The 17,412-nt window shown below is 53.2% G+C and carries 22 protein-coding genes, 1 tRNA gene and 1 pseudogene; 9 read left to right on the top strand and 15 right to left on the bottom strand.

The window, feature by feature from the left end:
- Positions 1-16 precede the first annotated feature (16 nt).
- On the top strand, positions 17-946 hold the full coding sequence (locus MTP41_RS06975) for an alpha/beta fold hydrolase (RefSeq protein ID WP_249236479.1): 930 nt from the start codon (positions 17-19) through the stop codon (positions 944-946).
- Between the two features lie 182 nt (positions 947-1,128).
- Here the strand turns inward: MTP41_RS06975 and MTP41_RS06980 are convergent, their stop codons facing one another.
- From MTP41_RS06980 to MTP41_RS07005, 6 genes are all read right to left on the bottom strand, one after another.
- Positions 1,129-2,619, bottom strand: a complete 1,491-nt coding sequence (locus MTP41_RS06980) for a lipopolysaccharide biosynthesis protein (RefSeq protein WP_249236480.1) — start codon at positions 2,617-2,619, stop codon at positions 1,129-1,131.
- A gap of 76 nt (positions 2,620-2,695) precedes the next feature.
- Positions 2,696-3,250 (bottom strand): M48 family metallopeptidase, encoded by a 555-nt coding sequence (locus MTP41_RS06985; protein ID WP_097774138.1) that lies wholly within the window; start codon positions 3,248-3,250, stop codon positions 2,696-2,698.
- A 4-nt stretch (positions 3,251-3,254) separates the two neighbouring features.
- Entirely contained in the window at positions 3,255-4,175 is a 921-nt protein-coding gene (locus tag MTP41_RS06990; protein ID WP_249236481.1) for a DMT family transporter, read from the bottom strand.
- Positions 4,175-4,708 carry a hypothetical protein gene (locus MTP41_RS06995; RefSeq protein WP_249236482.1) on the bottom strand — a complete coding sequence of 178 codons (534 nt, stop codon included), beginning with the start codon at positions 4,706-4,708 and terminating at the stop codon, positions 4,175-4,177. The genes MTP41_RS06990 and MTP41_RS06995 overlap by 1 nt, the downstream gene beginning before the upstream one ends.
- A 147-nt stretch (positions 4,709-4,855) precedes the next feature.
- On the bottom strand, positions 4,856-6,148 hold the full coding sequence (locus MTP41_RS07000) for a glycoside hydrolase family 10 protein (RefSeq protein ID WP_249236483.1): 1,293 nt from the start codon (positions 6,146-6,148) through the stop codon (positions 4,856-4,858).
- Positions 6,145-6,645 (bottom strand): hypothetical protein, encoded by a 501-nt coding sequence (locus MTP41_RS07005; RefSeq protein ID WP_005938897.1) that lies wholly within the window; start codon positions 6,643-6,645, stop codon positions 6,145-6,147. The genes MTP41_RS07000 and MTP41_RS07005 overlap by 4 nt, the downstream gene beginning before the upstream one ends.
- A 123-nt stretch (positions 6,646-6,768) precedes the next feature.
- Between MTP41_RS07005 and MTP41_RS07010 the strand changes: the two genes are divergently transcribed.
- The 4 genes from MTP41_RS07010 to MTP41_RS07025 all read left to right on the top strand — a co-directional run bounded on the left by MTP41_RS07010 (position 6,769) and on the right by MTP41_RS07025 (position 9,988).
- Positions 6,769-7,188 (top strand): hypothetical protein, encoded by a 420-nt coding sequence (locus MTP41_RS07010; protein WP_044953353.1) that lies wholly within the window; start codon positions 6,769-6,771, stop codon positions 7,186-7,188.
- Positions 7,189-7,445: 257 nt separating this feature from the next.
- Positions 7,446-7,522, top strand: a tRNA-Ile gene (locus tag MTP41_RS07015).
- Positions 7,523-7,961: 439 nt separating this feature from the next.
- Positions 7,962-8,147, top strand: a complete 186-nt coding sequence (locus MTP41_RS07020) for a hypothetical protein (protein ID WP_005943483.1) — start codon at positions 7,962-7,964, stop codon at positions 8,145-8,147.
- 278 nt (positions 8,148-8,425) lie between these two features.
- Positions 8,426-9,988 (top strand): recombinase family protein, encoded by a 1,563-nt coding sequence (locus tag MTP41_RS07025; protein WP_249236484.1) that lies wholly within the window; start codon positions 8,426-8,428, stop codon positions 9,986-9,988.
- Here MTP41_RS07025 and MTP41_RS07030 read toward each other — a convergent pair.
- Together MTP41_RS07030 and MTP41_RS07035 are read right to left on the bottom strand one after the other, a co-directional pair.
- Positions 9,931-11,409 carry a tyrosine-type recombinase/integrase gene (locus MTP41_RS07030; RefSeq protein ID WP_097777022.1) on the bottom strand — a complete coding sequence of 493 codons (1,479 nt, stop codon included), beginning with the start codon at positions 11,407-11,409 and terminating at the stop codon, positions 9,931-9,933. The genes MTP41_RS07025 and MTP41_RS07030 overlap by 58 nt on opposite strands.
- 107 nt (positions 11,410-11,516) lie before the next feature.
- The gene (locus MTP41_RS07035) at positions 11,517-11,741 is read right to left on the bottom strand and encodes a hypothetical protein (protein ID WP_097777023.1); all 225 of its coding nucleotides are present in this window, start codon (positions 11,739-11,741) and stop codon (positions 11,517-11,519) included.
- A 329-nt stretch (positions 11,742-12,070) separates the two neighbouring features.
- Here MTP41_RS07035 and MTP41_RS07040 point away from each other — a divergent pair, with 329 nt between their 5' ends.
- From MTP41_RS07040 to MTP41_RS07055, 4 genes are all read left to right on the top strand, one after another.
- On the top strand, positions 12,071-12,406 hold the full coding sequence (locus tag MTP41_RS07040; protein WP_097777024.1) for an NAD(P)-dependent oxidoreductase: 336 nt from the start codon (positions 12,071-12,073) through the stop codon (positions 12,404-12,406).
- Positions 12,407-12,792: 386 nt separating this feature from the next.
- Positions 12,793-13,038: a hypothetical protein gene (locus MTP41_RS07045; protein ID WP_097777025.1), complete on the top strand. Its 246-nt coding sequence runs from the start codon at positions 12,793-12,795 to the stop codon at positions 13,036-13,038.
- Between the two features lie 107 nt (positions 13,039-13,145).
- Positions 13,146-14,513, top strand: coding sequence for an ROK family protein (locus tag MTP41_RS07050; RefSeq protein ID WP_097777026.1), 1,368 nt, complete (start codon positions 13,146-13,148; stop codon positions 14,511-14,513).
- 78 nt (positions 14,514-14,591) lie between these two features.
- Positions 14,592-14,894: an AAA family ATPase gene (locus MTP41_RS07055; RefSeq protein WP_097777027.1), complete on the top strand. Its 303-nt coding sequence runs from the start codon at positions 14,592-14,594 to the stop codon at positions 14,892-14,894.
- Here the strand turns inward: MTP41_RS07055 and MTP41_RS07060 are convergent.
- The 7 genes and pseudogenes from MTP41_RS07060 to MTP41_RS07090 all read right to left on the bottom strand — a co-directional run.
- Positions 14,891-15,142 carry a hypothetical protein gene (locus MTP41_RS07060; RefSeq protein ID WP_249236485.1) on the bottom strand — a complete coding sequence of 84 codons (252 nt, stop codon included), beginning with the start codon at positions 15,140-15,142 and terminating at the stop codon, positions 14,891-14,893. The genes MTP41_RS07055 and MTP41_RS07060 overlap by 4 nt on opposite strands.
- 193 nt (positions 15,143-15,335) lie before the next feature.
- On the bottom strand, positions 15,336-15,587 hold the full coding sequence (locus MTP41_RS07065; protein WP_143405482.1) for a BrnT family toxin: 252 nt from the start codon (positions 15,585-15,587) through the stop codon (positions 15,336-15,338).
- Positions 15,556-16,146 carry a DUF3990 domain-containing protein gene (locus MTP41_RS07070; protein ID WP_097777030.1) on the bottom strand — a complete coding sequence of 197 codons (591 nt, stop codon included), beginning with the start codon at positions 16,144-16,146 and terminating at the stop codon, positions 15,556-15,558. Before MTP41_RS07070 ends, MTP41_RS07065 begins: the two co-directional genes overlap by 32 nt.
- Positions 16,134-16,364 carry a DUF3791 domain-containing protein gene (locus MTP41_RS07075; protein ID WP_097777031.1) on the bottom strand — a complete coding sequence of 77 codons (231 nt, stop codon included), beginning with the start codon at positions 16,362-16,364 and terminating at the stop codon, positions 16,134-16,136. Before MTP41_RS07075 ends, MTP41_RS07070 begins: the two co-directional genes overlap by 13 nt.
- A 134-nt stretch (positions 16,365-16,498) precedes the next feature.
- Complete coding sequence (locus MTP41_RS07080; protein WP_097777112.1) at positions 16,499-16,702, bottom strand: transposon-transfer assisting family protein; 204 nt, start codon at positions 16,700-16,702, stop codon at positions 16,499-16,501.
- Complete coding sequence (locus MTP41_RS07085) at positions 16,692-17,144, bottom strand: YodL domain-containing protein (protein ID WP_143405483.1); 453 nt, start codon at positions 17,142-17,144, stop codon at positions 16,692-16,694. Before MTP41_RS07085 ends, MTP41_RS07080 begins: the two co-directional genes overlap by 11 nt.
- Positions 17,029-17,331 (bottom strand): annotated as a pseudogene (locus tag MTP41_RS07090) (MobA/MobL family protein); the annotation flags it as partial. The pseudogene MTP41_RS07090 and the gene MTP41_RS07085, both read right to left, overlap by 116 nt.
- Positions 17,332-17,412 lie beyond the last annotated feature (81 nt).

Raw genomic sequence — 17,412 nt, forward strand, 5'->3', positions numbered from 1 at the left:
AAAAGGAGGCTCTGCTATGAGCCAGATGATCGATTTCACCGTCCCGTCCACTGTGCCGGGGCGGACTTTGCATGCCTTCCGCTGTGTGCCGGAGGGTGAAGTAAAGGCGGTTCTGCAGCTGTCCCACGGCATGGTGGAATTTATTGACCGCTACAAGCCGCTGGCGGAATATCTGGCCGGGCGGGGCATCCTTGTTACCGGCCACGACCATTTGGGCCACGGCGGCTCCATCCGCACCAAAGCGGACTACGGCTACTTTGCCGAGCCGGACGGCAACCGCGCCGTTCTGGCCGACCTGCACGCCATGACCGTGCGCACCAAAGAGCTGTACCCGGGCGTGCCTTATTTTCTGCTGGGGCACAGCATGGGTTCGTTCTATGCCCGGCAGTATTTGTGCGAATACGGCCATGAGCTGGACGGAGCCATCATCATGGGCACCGGCTTCCAGCCCAAGGCGCTGGTGCAGTTTGCCAAGACCCTCTGCCGGGTGCTGGCGGTCTTTCATGGCTGGCAGTACCGCAGCAAGTTCGTGGCCAACATGTCCTTTATGGGCTACAACAAAGGGCTGGAGGGCCGCACCACCCACGACTGGCTCAACCGCGATCAGGCCGAGGTGGACAAATATCTGGCCGACGAACGCTGCACCTTTACCTTCACGCTGAACGCCTACTACAGCATGTTCAGCGGCATCCTGCGCCTGCACGACCCGGCCTTCCTTGCAAAGATGCCCAAAGGCCTGCCGCTGCTGTTCTTGGCTGGCGATGCCGACCCGGTGGGCGAACAGGGCAAAGGCGTGCAGCGCGCCATCCAGAGCCTGAAAGATGCCGGTGTGCAGAACATTGAGTGCAAGCTGTACCCCGGTGCCCGGCATGAACTGCTGGTGGAAACGAACCATATGGAAGTGTTTGAAGATATCGGCAGCTGGCTGGAAAAGCATCTTGCCTGATCTGCCGCATCCGTTTTACCGTCATTCTGAGGAATGGCGGTACTTTTTTGCCCTAATGACTGGCGGCGCTTTTGCCAGCCTGACCGGCAAAAATGCCCGGCACTGAAAGTTTTCCCGATTGCTGAAAAAGTCCCCGGAACCAGCGTTCTGGGGACTTTCTGCGTTTATTTTCAGTTATGCTGTTATGCTTTCTTGGGTGCGATCCAGCCGTCGATCACATTTACCAGTGCCTTGCCGCGGCGGCCCAGAAGCCTGGGCAGCAGGACACGGGCCATGGCCCACACACCGGCAAAGTTGTACAGGATGATCAGCGCCGTGATGATGCCGGTCCACAGGCCATAGAGCGGCGTTTCGGCCAGCAGCACAAAGGCTTCGATCACCAGCGCGGCGGCGTCCACCAGCACGCGGCCAGGATGTACCTGCATCCCGATCATGCGGTGGGCATCGATGGCACGCAGGGTGAACACCAGCGCAAGGCCAAGGAAGGACGCATAGGTAGCGCCCACAGGTCCCCACCACTTGATGAAGAAGTAGTTCATGATGCAGTTGCTCACAGCACCCGCCATCATGGTGATCATGCTGCGGGTGGATTTTTTATTCACCACGTACACGCTGTTCATGAACTGGTTGAAGCAGCTGCAGGTGGAAGCCAGCACAAGGAACGGCACAAAGTGCCATGCGTAGTAGTAGTTGGACTTCATAATGTGCATCACCGGGCGGCACAGCCAGATGATACCGGCTGCGCAGCAGAACAGCACACTGGAATAGGTGCGGAAAATTTTGGTAAAGAACTTTGCGCGGCCCTCTTCCTCGGTCACAGCGGAAAGCTGCCATGCATCGTAGAAGATCAGGCCCAGCGTAGTAAGGATGGTGGGCAGGAAATAGCCGGTGGAAAGCAGGCCGCTCCATGCATTGCCGTCGCGGCCGTCCAGGCCGTTGCACATCTCACGCACAAAGAACAGGTCGGATGCGTTGATGATCCAGAAGCTGATCTGTGCCGGGATCATGGGCAGCGAGAAGCGCAGCATCTGCTTCCACAGATCCTTGTTGATGCCCTTCAGCTCCACGTAGTTCCACAGCTTGCCGGTGAACATCAGGAACAGCACACTGGCAAGGTCGCCGCTGATGATGGCCAGCAGGTAGCCGTTGGCACCCCACTTGAAGCCCACCAGATACAGCACGTAGAAAGCCATGGTGGCCACGGTGCACAGCACGCCGTCCACGGCCACCAGCTTGTTCCACTGGCGGCTGCGCACGAACTGGGTGCACAGGGTGCGCAGGCAGCTCATGAGCACATAGATGTAAATGAGCAGGCCGTACTGTGCCATATCGGGCAGAAACTGCGCAATGGGCCAGCACAGCACCAGAATGCCAAAGCCGCCCAGAATGGTCAGCAGGCCGTTGGTGAACACCTGTTTTTCGCTGTTGCCCTTGTCCAGACCAAAGCGGATGATGGCGTTGGACATGCCCATGGACACGAACGGGATGAGCAGGTTCGCGTACTGGCTCAGGATCTTGGAAAGGCCCAGATCGGAGATCTCCGCCATTGCATAGGTCAGGAACGGCTGGACGATCAGGGTGAGCAGCTTTGACGAAAAGCTGGAAATGGCAAAGATCAATGTGTTGCCGGCAAGCTTTGAATATTTATCGCCGGACTTTTTTTCGTTTTCCAAGGGAACTTCCCTCCTGTTTTACAATTCGGATGCGGGCCGGTCTGTGACCGCCCGCATCCGCTTTCCCACTATTTAGTCACTTTAAAAGCGCCCGCCGGGCTTTCCAGTCCGGCAGCAGCTTTGCCACCTCGGCCCAGAACGCCGGGCTGTGGTTGGGCTGCAAAAAGTGGCAGTACTCATGCACTACCACATAGATCTGCGCCGCCGGGGGCATATGATACAGCTGCAGCGCAAAGGTGATCTGCCGCTTTGCCATAAAGCACACGCCCCACCGGCTGGTCATGCTGCGCACTTTGATAACAGGCTTGTGCCCGCCCAGCACTCCGGCAAAGGCCGGGTAGACCTTATCGCTCATGGCCGTAAAATAGGCCAGCGCTGTTTCCTTATCCGGCAGAGACCGCGCTTCCTGCGCTGCGCGCCGCATGGCACGTTCCCGGGCCTGCTGCACCCAGTCGGCGCGTGCGGCCACAAAGCGGTCTGCCGCTTCTGCGCTCGTCCGCAGGGGGATGCTCACCGCCACGGTGCCATCCTCCCGCACACGGATGTTCAGGTTCTTGACCCGTTTGCGGGTCAGCTCGTATTGGATGCCGCCTGCCGTGCGCAGCTGTGTCTCCTGCTTTCTGCCCGCCATGAGGTCAGGTAGTCTTTTTTGCCCGGTGCAGCATTTCCAGCGGAAGCTGGGCCAGCACCACGGCAGCAAAGATCAGCACGCAGCCAAAGACTTCCCGGGCAGAAAGGTTCTGGTGCAGCAGCAGCCAGCCGCCCAGCGCACTAAACACGCTTTCCAGACACATGATCAGGCTGGCAATGGCGGGGTTCAGGTCCCGCTGGCCCAGAATTTGCAGGGTGTAGGCCACGCCGCTGGACATGATGCCGCAGTAGAGGATCGGCAGCGCATTCTCCGCGAACTGTGCTGCGGAAGGTGTCTCGAACAGCAGGGCCGCAGCGGTGCTTTCCACCGACACCACCAGAAACTCGGCAAGGCTCAGCCGCACGCCGTCCACCTGCGGGGAAAAGTGGTCCACCGCAATGATCTGGAAGCTGAACAGCACTGCGCAGCTCAGCAGGAGCCAGTCGCTGGACTCGATGCTGCCAAAGCCGTTTTTCATGCACAGCAGATACAGGCCCAGCACGGCTACCACCATGCTCACCCACAGCTGCGCACTGCCCTTCCGGCCCAGAAACAGGCCGAACACCGGCACCAGCACCACGTACATGGCGGTCAGGAAGCCGGCCTTTGCCGTGGACGGATTGATGGTAATGCCGATCTGCTGTGCAGCGGAAGCAGCAAACAGAAGGGTGCCGCACACAAAGCCTGCCGCCAGCAGCTTTTTCTTCTCGGCAGCAGTTTTGGGCTTTGCATCGGTGCCGCTTTTGCGGTGGATGGCATCAAACACCATCACCGTGGGGATCAGCACCAGTACAGCCAGCCAGCTGCGCCCGGCCAGAAAGCTGTAGGCTCCCATGCCGGAACCGGCGCTCTGGGCCACAAAGGCTGTGCCCCAAATAAGGGAGCACAGCAGCAAAAGCAGAGAGTTCTTGGTTTGTGTGTTCATCAGCCAATGCCCTCCACCTTCAGCAGGCCGTACAGGTAGTACTTGCTGGAGTCATAGGAGATGGTCACACGGTACTGCGCCGCCGGGTCCAGCCCGGAGATGGTGCAGCGGTAGTCGGTGCCGTCGGTATGGATATAATAGGTGCTGTCGGTCACATATTCTGCGCCGCCGTCCACCTTTTTCCACACGGCCACCTTGAACCGCTGGGTGCCCTCAGCCGTGCCGCAGCCCATAATGCTCAGCGTGCCGGAGGGCACGGTAAAGTAGCTGGTCTGGCGGCTCCAGATGCCGTTGAACACTGCATACAGGCAGCCATCCGCCGTGGCCGTGGCAAACTTGGCCGAGGAGTCTGCGATCCCCTGAATGATCAGCGGGTCGGCGGTCGCATCTGCCCAGCGGGTGGTGTCCTCCTCCTGCACCTCGTCCGAGGTGCCCGTCACCTTGTGCACGATGCCCTTCAGGACATCCTTGCAGCTGGTCAGCCCCACTGCCAGCAGGACCGCCAGCAGCAGCGCAATGATCCTTTTTTTCATCTTCATACGTTTCCTCACGAAGCAACGCGCTTCTCTTTGCTATTCATCCTTCTGCCCATTTTTCGGGCAGATACAGCTATAGTATACCGCATTTCGCCGCACTGCACAAGACAGGCAGCTTTGTTTTGTGCGGTTTGCCGCCTGATTTTACGTTTCTTTGCCAGTGACCGCCCGCAGGGCAGCGCACTCAGCAGCGGCCTGCTCCGGTGCGCCCGCACCAAACAGACTGCCGTACCGGTACAGCGCCCAGCCGCCCGCGTTCTGGCTGCGCAGGTCCTGCACCTGCCGGGCCAGCGCATCGCCGGTGCTCCAGCCGCTCACGCTGTCCGGGTTCGCGCCGCCGTCACCTACGCCCACGCGGTACGCGCCCAGCCCGAAGTACAGGGACACGCCCTCTGCGCGCGGGTATGCCAGCCACGCGGGCACGATGTTCTCAAAGGCAAATCGGGTGCTGCCGCTCTGCAGCGTGTAGCCATAGCCCCAGTAGATCTGCGGGCAGAGATAATCCACCACCTGTTCTTCCCCGCCTGCGGCCAGCCACGCCGTCACATCGCTGTACTGGCTGTTGAGGTCGTTGTCGGGATTCCCCTGCGGACTGATGCCAAAGCGCAGCGTCGGGTCTGCAGTCTTCACCGTGTCGTGCACCTTCTTGACCAGAGCGGTCACGTTCTGCCGCCGCCATGCTGCAAGGTCTGCCGCACCGCTGGCCGCAAACTGCGCCGCATCGATGCTTTCTTCGGTCGTAGGGTAAAAATAATCGTCAAAGTGGATGCCGTCCACCGCGTAGTTCTGCAAAAGCTCGGCCACGCCCTGCACCACATAGTCCGCCGCTGCAGGCTCGGCCGGGTTCAGATACAGCCCGTCGCCCACTGCACACACCCATTCCGGGTGGGCGTTGGCAAGGTTGTTCTCTGCCAGATTCGGCGGCATGGCTGCAGAGGACCGCAGCCGGTAGGGATTCAGCCACGCTTCCACCGAAAGACCGCGCCCGTGGGCCTCCTGCAAAAGGATGTCCAGCGGGTCAAAACCGGGGTCCTGCCCCTGCACGCCGGTGCACAGGTGGCTCCACGGGAACAGCTGGCTTTTGTAAAGTGCATCCCCGAAGGGCCGCACCTGCGCAAGCACCGTGTTCAGCCCAAGGCCCGCGCAGTTTTCCAGCATTTGCACGCACCCGGCGCGGAAGCTATCCGCCGAGGAAAAATCCATTGCTGTCCATTCCAGATAGCTCACCCATACGGCCCGCCACTCGCCTGCAGGCAGGGCAGGGTTCTCAACAGGCTGTTTTTCTGCTTTCGTTTTGTCCTGTTTGGAAAACTTTTTTCTGCGCAGCCACAGCCCCGCACCCACACAGGCAGCAGTACCGGCCCCCGCCAGAAAGGTGCGCCGGTTCACACGGCGCGGTTCCGCTTCCGTTTTTTTGGACTTGCGCCGCTGAGTCACAGCGTTTCCTCCTGGGTCTTATACAGCACAAGCGCTGCCCAGCCCCGGGCGCAGGCCAGCAGCACGAACATGATGTTCGTCCAGAAGGCAAGGGCGCTCATGCCCGCATACTTCGTCAGCAGCCAGAACAAAAGCCGCAGCGCTTCCGAGATGCACACCAGCTGCAGCGGGCGCTGGATGGGCCTGCCGTGGCCGTACTCGATGGCAAGCAGGCCCGGCCACACCAGTGCCGAGCACAGGTCGCCCGCCCAGCCGCCTGCAGCCAGCTTGCTGAGCATCAGCAGCACGAACACCAGCGTGTAGCTGCGCTTATCCTTGGCGGGAGCACCCTTCTGTGCGGCCAAAAACAGCACTGCAATGCCGGTGATGCAGAACACGATCAGTTCCAGCCCCGAAAAATCCATGCCGCCCAGCACGGCAAAGCCGCCCAGCATGGACATTGCCGCTGCCGCCAGCAGGAAAAAGTACCAGGTCTTGCGTGTAAATTTGAGCTTCATTGTGTTCCTCCCGCCTGCAGCAGTGCGCAGGCTCCTGACAAAATTTTCAAAGAATTAAAAATATTATAGCACAAAAGTATGCGGGTTGTGTTACAATAAGAAAAACTCTTCAGGAGGATCTTCATGAACGCCGCAGTTTCCATTGTTCTGCTTGCCGCCGTGCTTGGCGTGATCGTTTTTCTTTTGTCCCGGCGCGAGAATACCCGCCGCAGCCAGTACGGCCCCGCCGGCCTTTCGGAGTTCCGCACCGACCTGCCGCTGGACGAGTGCTTCGACCGGCTGGACGAGCACAGGGACGCCGACGAGTTCGTGTACGAGTGCCGCCGGGAAAAGGACGGCGGCTTTCTGCTGCATCTCACCCTGCACCAGCCCACCCAGCAGCCGCTGGACACCCTGTATACCCTCCGGCTGGACCCCGGTCGTCAGACCGTAGTGACCCTGATCTTCATCCGCGAGGCCTTTGGCTACAAGGAACCGCTGTTCCCGCAGGAAATGCTTGATCGTTTTATGCAGCAGAAGCTGGATGCCCACCGCACCAAATAAAGTTTTGTGTAAATGCTTTTCATTTTGCGCTGTTTTTGGTATACTTGTAAGTGCCGCAGCGCAGAATATGCGGGCTAGTAGCTCAGTTGGTCAGAGCTGGCGGCTCATAACCGCCAGACCTTACCGTTTCCACCTCTTTCAAACAGCGTTTTTCCGTTGTTTTTTGAAGTTTCAGCCTTCAAAAAAGCGGTTTCACCTACTTTTTACCTACGAAGGGTCATTTGAACATCCCTCACAGGTACGTCCAAATTTCATACGGGCCAGTAGTTCAGTCGGTTAGAACTCCCCGCTCATAACGGGGTTATCGCGGGTTCGAGTCCTGCCTGGCCCACCATACAGTTCGTACTCGAACCCGATTCTTTATGAAAAAGGGTTCGGGTACGTTTTTTGTTTATCGGAGGTTCTGCGGAAGGACTACTCGGAACGGTAAACGAGCAAAGGCAGGGTATCACTATGATAGTGGTATCCTGCCTTTTGCTTTGCGGAATCAAGTTCGCTTTGTGCGAACTTGATCGCCACCTATATGGCGCATTGAGGGCAATTGCTGCGTACGTGCGTACCGGGAGCCTGTACACCTCTGGCAAGGTGTAACACACTAGACTTTGTTCCAAAGTCCGTGTGCTAAGGGGGCAGGCTCCTTAGAATTCCTGTGGAGTGTGTACGCACGTACGCAGGAAAACGGCAAAATTTCACTATATCGGGGTGTTCTTTCATTGGAGAGTATGGTATACTCGGCTTAGTTCAACAAATCAAAATTTGGCGAGGTGATTTACATGAAAAAGAGCGCATCAAGAATCGTCGGTTTGGTAATGCTGATTATAGCTGTTGCATTTATAATGTTTGCGGTGAACCATCCAGAAATGAGTTTTCCTTGGAACAATACCATTACTTGGTTACTGTATGGTTTGTATGTTCTTGTGACAGTCGTGCTGCTTATTGCGCCTAAGATGAAGAAGTAAACAATTCCAGTTTGCCGTACTCGTTCCCAGCAGGGTTTGGGGCAGGCACGCCCCAACAAGAGCACTTCGGAAACTCACAAGAGGTGAAGAAGTGAAGTCCCGGATGGGCAGAAAATTTTCAAAAATTGAAAATTTGTGGCCACGGGACGATTCTTGCTCTCCCCTTTTTCGCTGCGTTTCGTAATTTTCACATTTCAATCTGCTCGCAGATTGTTGACAAGCTGCGCTTGACCCGATACTATAAAGGCAAGTCGAATACACGCCAAGGAGGTGCAACCATGACCGCCGTGATCTACGCCCGCTATTCATCTGACAGCCAGCGAGAAGCGTCCATTGAAGGACAACTGCGCGACTGCAAGGACTACGCCGAGAAGAACGGTATTACAGTGGTCGGCACCTACATCGACCGTGCCTACTCTGCCAAGACGGATGACCGTCCAGACTTCCAGAGGATGATCAAGGACAGCGCGAAGAAAATCTTCGATGTGGTTCTGGTCTGGAAGCTCGACCGCTTTGCCCGGAATCGGTTCGATGCCGTGAACTACAAGTACCAGCTGGAAAAGAACGGTGTCCATCTGGTGTCTGCCATGGAACCCATCTCGCAGGGGCCTGAAGGCATTATGGTGGAGAGTATGCTGATTGGCATGGCGGAATACTATTCCGCCGAACTCGCCCTGAAAGTGGCGCGCGGTGAGCGCGAAAACGCCCTCCAGTGCAAGTACAACGGCGGTGTGGTGCCGCTGGGCTTCACCATTGGCAAGGAGGACAGGCTGTACCATATCGACCCGGAGACGGCTCCCATCGTGCAAGAAATCTTCACCCGGTATGCCGACGGCGAACCGGCTGAGAAGATTGCGGCATCCCTGAACGAGCGCGGCCTGCGTACCCGCACCGGAAAGCCGTTCGTGAAGAACAGCTTCTTCCAGATCTTCCGCAACCGCCGCTACATCGGCGAATACCGCTACAAGGACATCGTGACGCCAGGCGGCATTCCGGCCATTGTTGACAAGGACTTGTTCGACCGGGTGCAGCAGCGTTTCGAGCAAAACAGGATCGCCCACGGTCGGCCTGCAAAAGAGGATGTGAGCTATCTGCTAACCACCAAGCTGTTCTGTGGCAAGTGCGGTACGCTCATGGGCGGCGAGAGCGGCACCAGCCACATGGGAAATACCTACTATTACTACAAGTGCGGCAATGCCAAACGCCACGGCAAGGCGCACTGCGACCTGAAAGCCATCCGCAAAGAGCCGCTGGAACGGTTCGTGGTGGAGACTGCCATCAAGGTGATTTTCAGCGATGAAATCATCGAACGGCTGATAGATTTAGTCATGGAAGCCCAGCAGAAGGAGAACACCCGGCTGCCTATTCTGAAAGACCAGCTCCGTGATACGGAGAAGCGGCTGGCAAACCTTCTGGAAGCTATTGAACAGGGCGTCCTGACCCCGACCACCAAGCAGCGGTTGGACGAGCTGGAAGCCCGGAAAGAAGCCCTGAACACCAGCATTCTGGAAGAAGAGCTGAAAAAGCCCGTCCTGACCCGTGAGTGGATTCGGTTCTGGCTTGAAAAATTCCGCAAGGGTGACGTGGGCAGCACGGAACACCAGCGGCAGATCATTGATACCTTTGTCAACTCGGTCTACGTCTTTGATGACCGGGTCGTACTCAATTTCAACTTCACGGATGATGCCAAAACGGTCACCCGTGAGGAAGTGTTGGGTTCGAGTGCTGTGGACAATGCTCCACTAAGAAGCACGAAGGTTTCGGCCTTCGTGCTTTTTTTTGCTTATTCGTACAGTTCCTTGCTCATCTGGTTGCGAATCTCTTTGCGCCGCTTGTCATAGACCTGCGTGTAGATTGCAAGGGTGGTACTGGGCTGAGCGTGTCCAGCTTCTGCGGCTACCGTTGCCACACCGATTTCCGGGTTGGACAAGAGGATGCTTACAAAAGTGTGCCGGAACATATGAGGATGCAGCCCTTCAATACCTGCCCGCTGTCCGATCCTGCGAACCAGTGCGCCGTAGCTGTCCGGGTTGATAGGAAAACCGTGGTCGTTGCAGATCACGAAGTCCGTTCCCCGAAGGGCAAGGAGTGAGGGTGCATACTTGCTGCTTTTCTTATCCAGACTTTTCTGCCAACTCCCTCCCATCAATTTTTTCTGAGACTTCCAATACTTATAATATTCTTTGAGGAAGTCCATGTACTCCGGTGCAACGTCCACATCGCGGATGTTGCTTTCCTTTGTCGTGGTCAACTGGTAGCCATAGTCTTTGAATACCAGAAGCGACTTAGAAATATGTATGGTGCATTCTTCAAAGTTGACATCTTTCCATGTTAGTCCAGCCAGTTCGCCACGGCGCACACCGGAATTGAGCAAGGACAGAACGATTACCTGTTCCAGCATCGAGCTTTCCTTTAAGGTATCCTGAAGCTGCTTGATCTGGTGCTTCTTAATGGTGTCTACCGACCTGCTCCGGCTTCCCAGTGCAGGAATTTTGTGCATGGGATTCTTCACGCCATAATTTTCATCCGCATATTCCAGTGTGGAACGAATGAACAGAGCATATTCTCTCATGCTCTTTCGGGTCATAGGTTTTGCGATGATTTCCACATCAAAAGCATCGTCCACTTTACAGCCCAGCGCAATCGCCACCTGTTCTGCAGTTTTAATATCGACTACTTCGCTGCGAAATGCCTTTTCGATGGTTTTTGCTCCGCAATCGCACCTCTTAGCCAACTTCGGGCAAGATTCCTTTTTCATCTCCAGACCACGCTGATTGATAACAGCATGGGTGCGGCTCCGTGCGCCGCCAATTTCGATCTGTTCCAGAACCCAATCACAATCCACCTTTTTGATGGAACCAACAGGCTTCTGTGCAAACTCAGGGAATTGATGAATCTTCCGAAGGTAGTTTTCTTTCCCCCTCGTTGTGTTCGCCTTATTGCGATGGCTGTCATAATCGCCCTCTAAGCGAGCAGAAGGAGCAAGTCTTGCCTTTTTGGATTCTATGTACTCCTGCGCCACTACTGCAAAGGTCTTTCCTGCGTTGCTGGCTTCTTTATCGGCCTTTTCCTGTTCCTGCCGCTCAAATTCAGCGGCGGCAGCATTCGCAGCAGCGTTGCGTGCACGAGCGTTTTTCAGTTCGGTGGGGTCAAAATCGAACCGACCATAGCGGCGTTCGATTTTGCCGTTCACCAGAACATTTGCGGTGATTTGGTAATACCGGGGTTTCTTTTTGGGTTCGATCAGCTTAATGGATGCCATATATTTACCGTCCTTTCTGTGTGGTGGTTATCTCTGTCACGATGAGTATAGCAGTTCAGGCGGTTAATTTTTAGGATGTCGCAGTTCGCACCCACATCCTTGACAAATCAAGAAGTTGTCGTTCCACCGTTGAAGTAGTCGGCCATCTTTCCAAGGTTGATATACCATTTGATGCCCGACTGGAAAGCCATGCCCGGAACTTCCCGGCACAGGCGGCGGATGTAATATTCGGGCAAGCCCATACGCTGACTAGCCTGTTTGATGCTAACGATCTGCGGCAGGACAACTGCTTCACTCTGGATCTCCGGCGATACCATCACTTTTTCATTCATCGGCATTCCTCCTATCCCATTCCTGGTGGGTCTTGTTCTTAATAACTTCTGGGGAAATATTGTACTTATACATTTTTCGGCCCCACTTTTAACTCTAGGTTGTCTTTTGATAGGTTTGCTATGTTACTTCATTCGTTTTTATTTCTATGAACATGACCGCCGACTAGATTCACGTGTATAAGATTTCGGAATTTTTACATGTAGCAGGCAGTCGAGACCTTGAAAACTGCATTGGAAGGTACGATAAAGCTGCTGGAGCTGGCAAAGGAGAAAAGAGTTGAGGGCTTTATCTATCTTTCAAGCAATTTATAAAAGATAACAAACCAATCGTGCTGAAAACGTGCGTTGAGACGAGTAGGAGCTATCTGTCAACAGAGGATGCGGCAACAGCCATTCTGCCCATTTTGACCAAGGACACTGCCGGAAAAATTTATAACGTTGCGGATGAAGATACCTATTGTTCTATTGCAGAAATAGCAGAGAGTGTTGCAGATAAATATGGGCTGGCTGTGCAGTACGATGTGCAGGAGAATAAGGAGTGCCTGGGAACACTGCATATGGATCTGGACACAGCGGCGATTCGCGTTTTGGACTGGAGGCCAACCGCAAAAGAAGGTGTCCTCTCGATTTATGAGGAAATGATGGGAGATTTTCTTGAACAGTGAACTATAATTTTATATGACGGCAGCAAAAAATCGAGGAGCTTTGAATGGCTCCTCGATTTTTTGCTATAAAGAGTGCAGATGCAATGGTATAAAGGCTTTATAAACACTCGGCCCCCTAAATTAAGACATACTATACAAAAGAGCATTGACATGTTGAACTGATTGTGTTATAATGCACACATAGAAGAGAGAGGCAAAACAAACATATAGAATTCCACCGCTACGACTTTATCTGTTATAATATCCCAATGATGCTCTGAAATTGGGATATCATTATGGGTCCGACCGTAAGGTCAAACCTCGTCAGGCTGGGCTGTGGATCCAGCAACTGCGAGCCACCCACATTCGTGCTTTTTGTACGAATGGCAGAGAAAAGGAGCTGTCCTATGAAGAAGAACAAGAAGTCCAACGGCAAACAAAAGGAGAAAAACCGTAAGAAAACCAAACAGCCTCCGATCACCAAAATGAAAGAGATGAAGGAAGTGCTTAAAATGGCACTCTTGGTGGTGGGTGTTATCTTGGCCATGGTCGTGATTACTGTGGTGATTCTGGACAAGCCTGAGGCGGTTGCAGCTTGCGTGACGATCCTGGAGAAGATTCTTCCTATGGCAGTAGCCTACATGACAAGTTGATTTGATAGATAGCATTGATTGGGAGGGGCGGCAAAGCACAACGGTGTACTTGCCGCTTCCTCCTTTATTTTATATTATTATACTATTTTTATGGAGGAGATCTCTATATGGCTGAAAAGGAAAAGCAGGAAGCACTTCTGTCGGAAAACAACTACCGGCTGCTCGATGAGATCCGACGGCAGCAGACAGCCGATAAAACAAAGCTTTCCGAAGCATCGGGATTCTCTTGGCCGACAGTCAGCAGGCTGTGCGAGGAGTTGCGGAACAGAAATTACCTGGCAAAAGACGACCTGTCGCTTTTACCGACCGTGGGATATATGCTGGGCATTGCCGTTGGTACGCGTGAGATCAAAGTGAGCTTGGTGGATTTTGCCTTTCAACCGGTTCCAAGAAAAAGACTGCGGGAACTGGGACTGGGAAGCCTGCTGGATCGGGATCTGCTGAGTGCGCGAAAGGAGCCAAAGGAAGCAGAGGAGGACTACATTTGCCTGAATTCATCGCAGGATTTGGAAAAGCTGGCAGAAACATTGAACAATGTCCTGCTCGCATTCCTGCAAACGGCAAGAGCCTCAGAGGATACTTCAAACCCGGCGCTCCCGCTGGTTGGGATCGGGATCGCGTTCCCCGGAGCGGTCGATACACAAAAAAAACAAATCTGCGCCTGCCCCAATATTCCATGTCTGAACGAGAAAAATCTGGACAGCCTGCTGTGTGCAGATGTCCGCACACTGCTGGAGAGCCTGGATGTCAGAGTGGAGCTTTGCCACAATGCCGAAGCTGGCTTTTTGCATGAGAAAGAACAACTATTCCATGCAACTGACCCTGTACGTAGAAGCCTTGCGGAATCGCAGAACATTCTCTGCGTCTACCACGGCACCGGCATCGGCCTGAGCGGCTGCATGGCCGGGCGGCTGCTGCGGGGAAACAATGGATTTTTTGGAGAGATCGGTCATATCCTTTCCCCGGACTTCTCGCTTCAGCGTTTGAAGAGTGAGTGCACAGACCAAGCTCAGGCTGCTGCAATTCCGGAAGATAAGATCCCACTTTCCGGATGCCGCTGCCCGTTCTGCCAAAAGACCTGTTTGGAATCGCTGATACGTGCCCGCGTGTTTGAATCCGAGAATCTGGAGGTGTTCAAGCAGAAAACGGATCGGGAGCGTTTGCATACCTTTGCGCAGAACGAATGGAATTTTAAGCTCCTGAAGCAGTATATCGGGTTTATGGTGGGCACCATCATCAATCTGTTCAACCCCGAGGTCCTGATCCTGACCGGCAGACTTTATGACTGTGTGCCGGAGATCTGGAACAGCATGAATATTCTGAAAAGCGGCAATTCGCTTTCGTATTCCGGCTCCCGGTGCACCATCATTCCGGGAAGCAAAAGGGATAATTCTGTGGCTGTGGGCGCAGCCATCAGTGCGTATTACCACAAGTATTCCTACCGGACGGAGGAAATCAACTGGGCAAAGCATTAAAAGGCAAAGAACGGCAGGCAAGGCCAAATTTGATGCTGCCCATTTACCTGTCATAAGCAAAACCGAGGAGGAAGCGACATGCTAAGAGAAATCTCGCTTGAAAAATTCAAGGCATTCGACACGCTGGAAGAGCTCTCCATAAAGCCGCTGACGATTCTGTGCGGTGTGAACAGCGGCGGAAAATCATCCATTATAAAAAGCCTCCTTTTATTGAAACAAAGCTATGAAAATACATCTGCAATAAATGAGGCAACGCTGAACGGCCAATATACCACGAACGGCTTGATGAAGGATGTGATTTACAATGGAAAAGGCGATGCATGGCCTATGACAATATCCTGTTTGGCAATCATCAACTACCTGAAATTTATCAGATACTAGTCCCAACGATTGGCATCTGTCCAACGAAAGTTTGGATCTTTATTACGTCTGGGGTCGTTTTTCCATTTTTCCGCAGTTCGCTTGGACATTTCGGCATCAAGACGATACATTCTTTGTGTTTTATCGCCACCGCCTTTTTTCAGCCATTGTTGCCGAGCTTGTTCATACGCTTCAGCTAAATCTTCATAGGAAGCGTTTTCAATCCACTTTTGAAAGCTACTCTTAAAAAGGTCACGTAAAAGCCCCATTTTTATACCTCCTAAAATTCTAACTTGCTACGTTCAGTATACCACACTGAACTCCATTGTAAAAGAGAATATGTACGCCGCCCGCAGGCGGCAAAGATCAGTCCGGGGGAAAATCCGGTTCAATGTATAAAAATAGCGGATGACCATATAAGCCATCCGCTTTGGGGATACATTTATAAACGAAAAAAGCTAATCATGCCCTCGGATTTTGGTTTAAAGCCCGCTCCTCTTCATAAACATCCAGAAGATAATCGGGACCCTCTTTCCAAACTGCTGTGTCAAAATCAAACAGTGCTTCGTATGTGGCCGATTCTGTGAATTGAAGCATTGCATCCTCGAAAGGAATACCATGCTTTTGCGCATATTTTACCAGCATACTGCGCATTAAATTTACAGCACAAGCGTTTTTTCTTTTATCGGAAATCGGATTGATAGACATCGCCATAGCGTTCACTCCCTACAAACTCAAGTGTGCCTATGGAAACTTCTGTTCGGAAGCAAAATTGATCAGTCAAACGTTCTGGCAGAAGCTGACTAATCGTAAAGTTGTCCGCTCGTTCGGAGCCGGGGTTTCCATACTCGCCTGTGATATAAGAATTCAAGGTTGCCGCCGTACTATCGTCTGCGACTTTTCCACCAATGATATCATAGGAACTGTATTCTTTCAGGAGAGATTGAAACAGTGAATCGTCTCGATTTGCCGAAATAAAATGAAGCCAATCAAGATCGGCTGTTTCAAAATAGTGTACCAACAACTCTGGTGTTGGATGAAACCGAAAAACCGAAATACAACCGTCTTCTACTTTGAAATCGGCAGGAAGTTTTCGCCAACGAATGTTCTTCTTAACAGCAGACGGGATATAGTTTAACGCTTGTTCATAGGAAGAAGTAAGGTAAAAACCCTTGCCAAAATCCAATGTGCGTTTACTATATTTCAAATCGATCGCAGATATTTCGGTATAACTCCCATGATAAAGGAGCATCCCTTCTGTCAACTTTTGCATACATTTACCCCATTGGCTTTGAGGATCTCTTCGACATCTTCAAGCGCACAAGCGTAGCTGCTTACATGAAGAAGTTCATAGCATTCATCGATAAATCCGAGAATATCGTATTTCTTAAACAGTTCGGCACATTCTTTGGGTGACATTTTCCATTTTGTTTGTGCCATACGAAAAATCCAGCACTGCATATCAGCAATGCTGATCTGACGTTCACTCATAAAGCAGCCTCCTTCCAATTGCTTCTTTTTATATAAGTATAGCTCATTTTGTATCTCATAGCAACGGAAGAATTATGAACATCCTGAAAAAGGAATGGTTGAAACCCTATGTACGCCGCCCGCAGGCGGCAAAATCAGTTGAGTGGAAATTCAACCTCTGCAAAATCCGCATCCGTCATAAGTTTCAGCTTCTCGATAACGCCCTCCGACAGTTCCCGCAGAGCGGTTTCGTCCGGCATCAGGTAGCACTGCATCAGCCGCAGTTCATGGATAAGCCCCAGCCGGGTGCCGGTGCTGTAAAGCATCATCAGCATGAGTTCTTCATGGTTAAAGTTCATGTTCATCCCTCGCTTTCCGGCAGACGGTGGGATTACACTCCGGGGCATCGCACTTCTCTTTGAGATTCATCAGCACCGAAGGGCGTTTCGGCTTTTTATCCAGAAACCCCGGCAGTTCCTTGAAGCCGATGCTGTCCACATAGTGCGCCGAGATTTTCCCGTCCTGATTCAGCATGATCACATCGCTGACCGACAGGCTGTGCCCATGGTAATCCGTCGGGCTGGCGCAGTTGAATTTCTGGTACAGTTGCTCCAGCAGCTCTGCCTGCGGAACGCTGTGCTTTCCCTCCGGGAGATTGCCCCGGTACAGAATCTCGTAATTTTCAATACTGCTCTTTCGGAACTTCCACCGGGAACGCCAGCACGATGCGGCGGGCAAGCTGGGAGTTCCACTGGTTTTCCACAGCTTCCACGGCATTCCAGAGCGTGGCACGGTCTGCATATCCGGGCGGCGCATGGGACGGCAGCATGATCTCGGCGTGGACAAGTTCTTTCACCTTGTTGTAGAATTTCGTTTTCTGGTCGTATTCACTGAACAGCCGTTCGCCGCTCTGATAAGCAGCCCCGGCAACAGCGGACTGCCCTTGGCTGCGCTTGACGATGGTGATTTTGAAATGCGGACACGGAATAGGCATCACCTCCAAACAAAAAGACCGCCCAGCAAGATTGCTCTTGATGAACGGTCTGGAATCGTATTCGGTTTTGCTCGC

It is taken from the genome of Faecalibacterium sp. I4-3-84 (assembly GCF_023347255.1).
GTDB lineage: Bacteria > Bacillota > Clostridia > Oscillospirales > Ruminococcaceae > Faecalibacterium > Faecalibacterium taiwanense.

Bases quoted from the DNA above. Each gene is read 5' to 3' on its own strand.
- MTP41_RS06975 (WP_249236479.1), top strand. From the start codon at position 17: ATGAGCCAGATGATCGATTTCACCGTCCCGTCCACTGTGCCGGGGCGG.
- MTP41_RS06985 (WP_097774138.1), bottom strand. From the start codon at position 3,250: ATGGCGGGCAGAAAGCAGGAGACACAGCTGCGCACGGCAGGCGGCATC.
- MTP41_RS06990 (WP_249236481.1), bottom strand. From the start codon at position 4,175: ATGAACACACAAACCAAGAACTCTCTGCTTTTGCTGCTGTGCTCCCTT.
- MTP41_RS06995 (WP_249236482.1), bottom strand. From the start codon at position 4,708: ATGAAAAAAAGGATCATTGCGCTGCTGCTGGCGGTCCTGCTGGCAGTG.
- MTP41_RS07005 (WP_005938897.1), bottom strand. From the start codon at position 6,645: ATGAAGCTCAAATTTACACGCAAGACCTGGTACTTTTTCCTGCTGGCG.
- MTP41_RS07010 (WP_044953353.1), top strand. From the start codon at position 6,769: ATGAACGCCGCAGTTTCCATTGTTCTGCTTGCCGCCGTGCTTGGCGTG.
- MTP41_RS07020 (WP_005943483.1), top strand. From the start codon at position 7,962: ATGAAAAAGAGCGCATCAAGAATCGTCGGTTTGGTAATGCTGATTATA.
- MTP41_RS07025 (WP_249236484.1), top strand. From the start codon at position 8,426: ATGACCGCCGTGATCTACGCCCGCTATTCATCTGACAGCCAGCGAGAA.
- MTP41_RS07030 (WP_097777022.1), bottom strand. From the start codon at position 11,409: ATGGCATCCATTAAGCTGATCGAACCCAAAAAGAAACCCCGGTATTAC.
- MTP41_RS07035 (WP_097777023.1), bottom strand. From the start codon at position 11,741: ATGAATGAAAAAGTGATGGTATCGCCGGAGATCCAGAGTGAAGCAGTT.
- MTP41_RS07045 (WP_097777025.1), top strand. From the start codon at position 12,793: ATGAAGAAGAACAAGAAGTCCAACGGCAAACAAAAGGAGAAAAACCGT.
- MTP41_RS07050 (WP_097777026.1), top strand. From the start codon at position 13,146: ATGGCTGAAAAGGAAAAGCAGGAAGCACTTCTGTCGGAAAACAACTAC.
- MTP41_RS07055 (WP_097777027.1), top strand. From the start codon at position 14,592: ATGCTAAGAGAAATCTCGCTTGAAAAATTCAAGGCATTCGACACGCTG.
- MTP41_RS07060 (WP_249236485.1), bottom strand. From the start codon at position 15,142: ATGGGGCTTTTACGTGACCTTTTTAAGAGTAGCTTTCAAAAGTGGATT.
- MTP41_RS07065 (WP_143405482.1), bottom strand. From the start codon at position 15,587: ATGGCGATGTCTATCAATCCGATTTCCGATAAAAGAAAAAACGCTTGT.
- MTP41_RS07070 (WP_097777030.1), bottom strand. From the start codon at position 16,146: ATGCAAAAGTTGACAGAAGGGATGCTCCTTTATCATGGGAGTTATACC.
- MTP41_RS07075 (WP_097777031.1), bottom strand. From the start codon at position 16,364: ATGAGTGAACGTCAGATCAGCATTGCTGATATGCAGTGCTGGATTTTT.
- MTP41_RS07080 (WP_097777112.1), bottom strand. From the start codon at position 16,702: ATGAACTTTAACCATGAAGAACTCATGCTGATGATGCTTTACAGCACC.
- MTP41_RS07085 (WP_143405483.1), bottom strand. From the start codon at position 17,144: ATGCAGACCGTGCCACGCTCTGGAATGCCGTGGAAGCTGTGGAAAACC.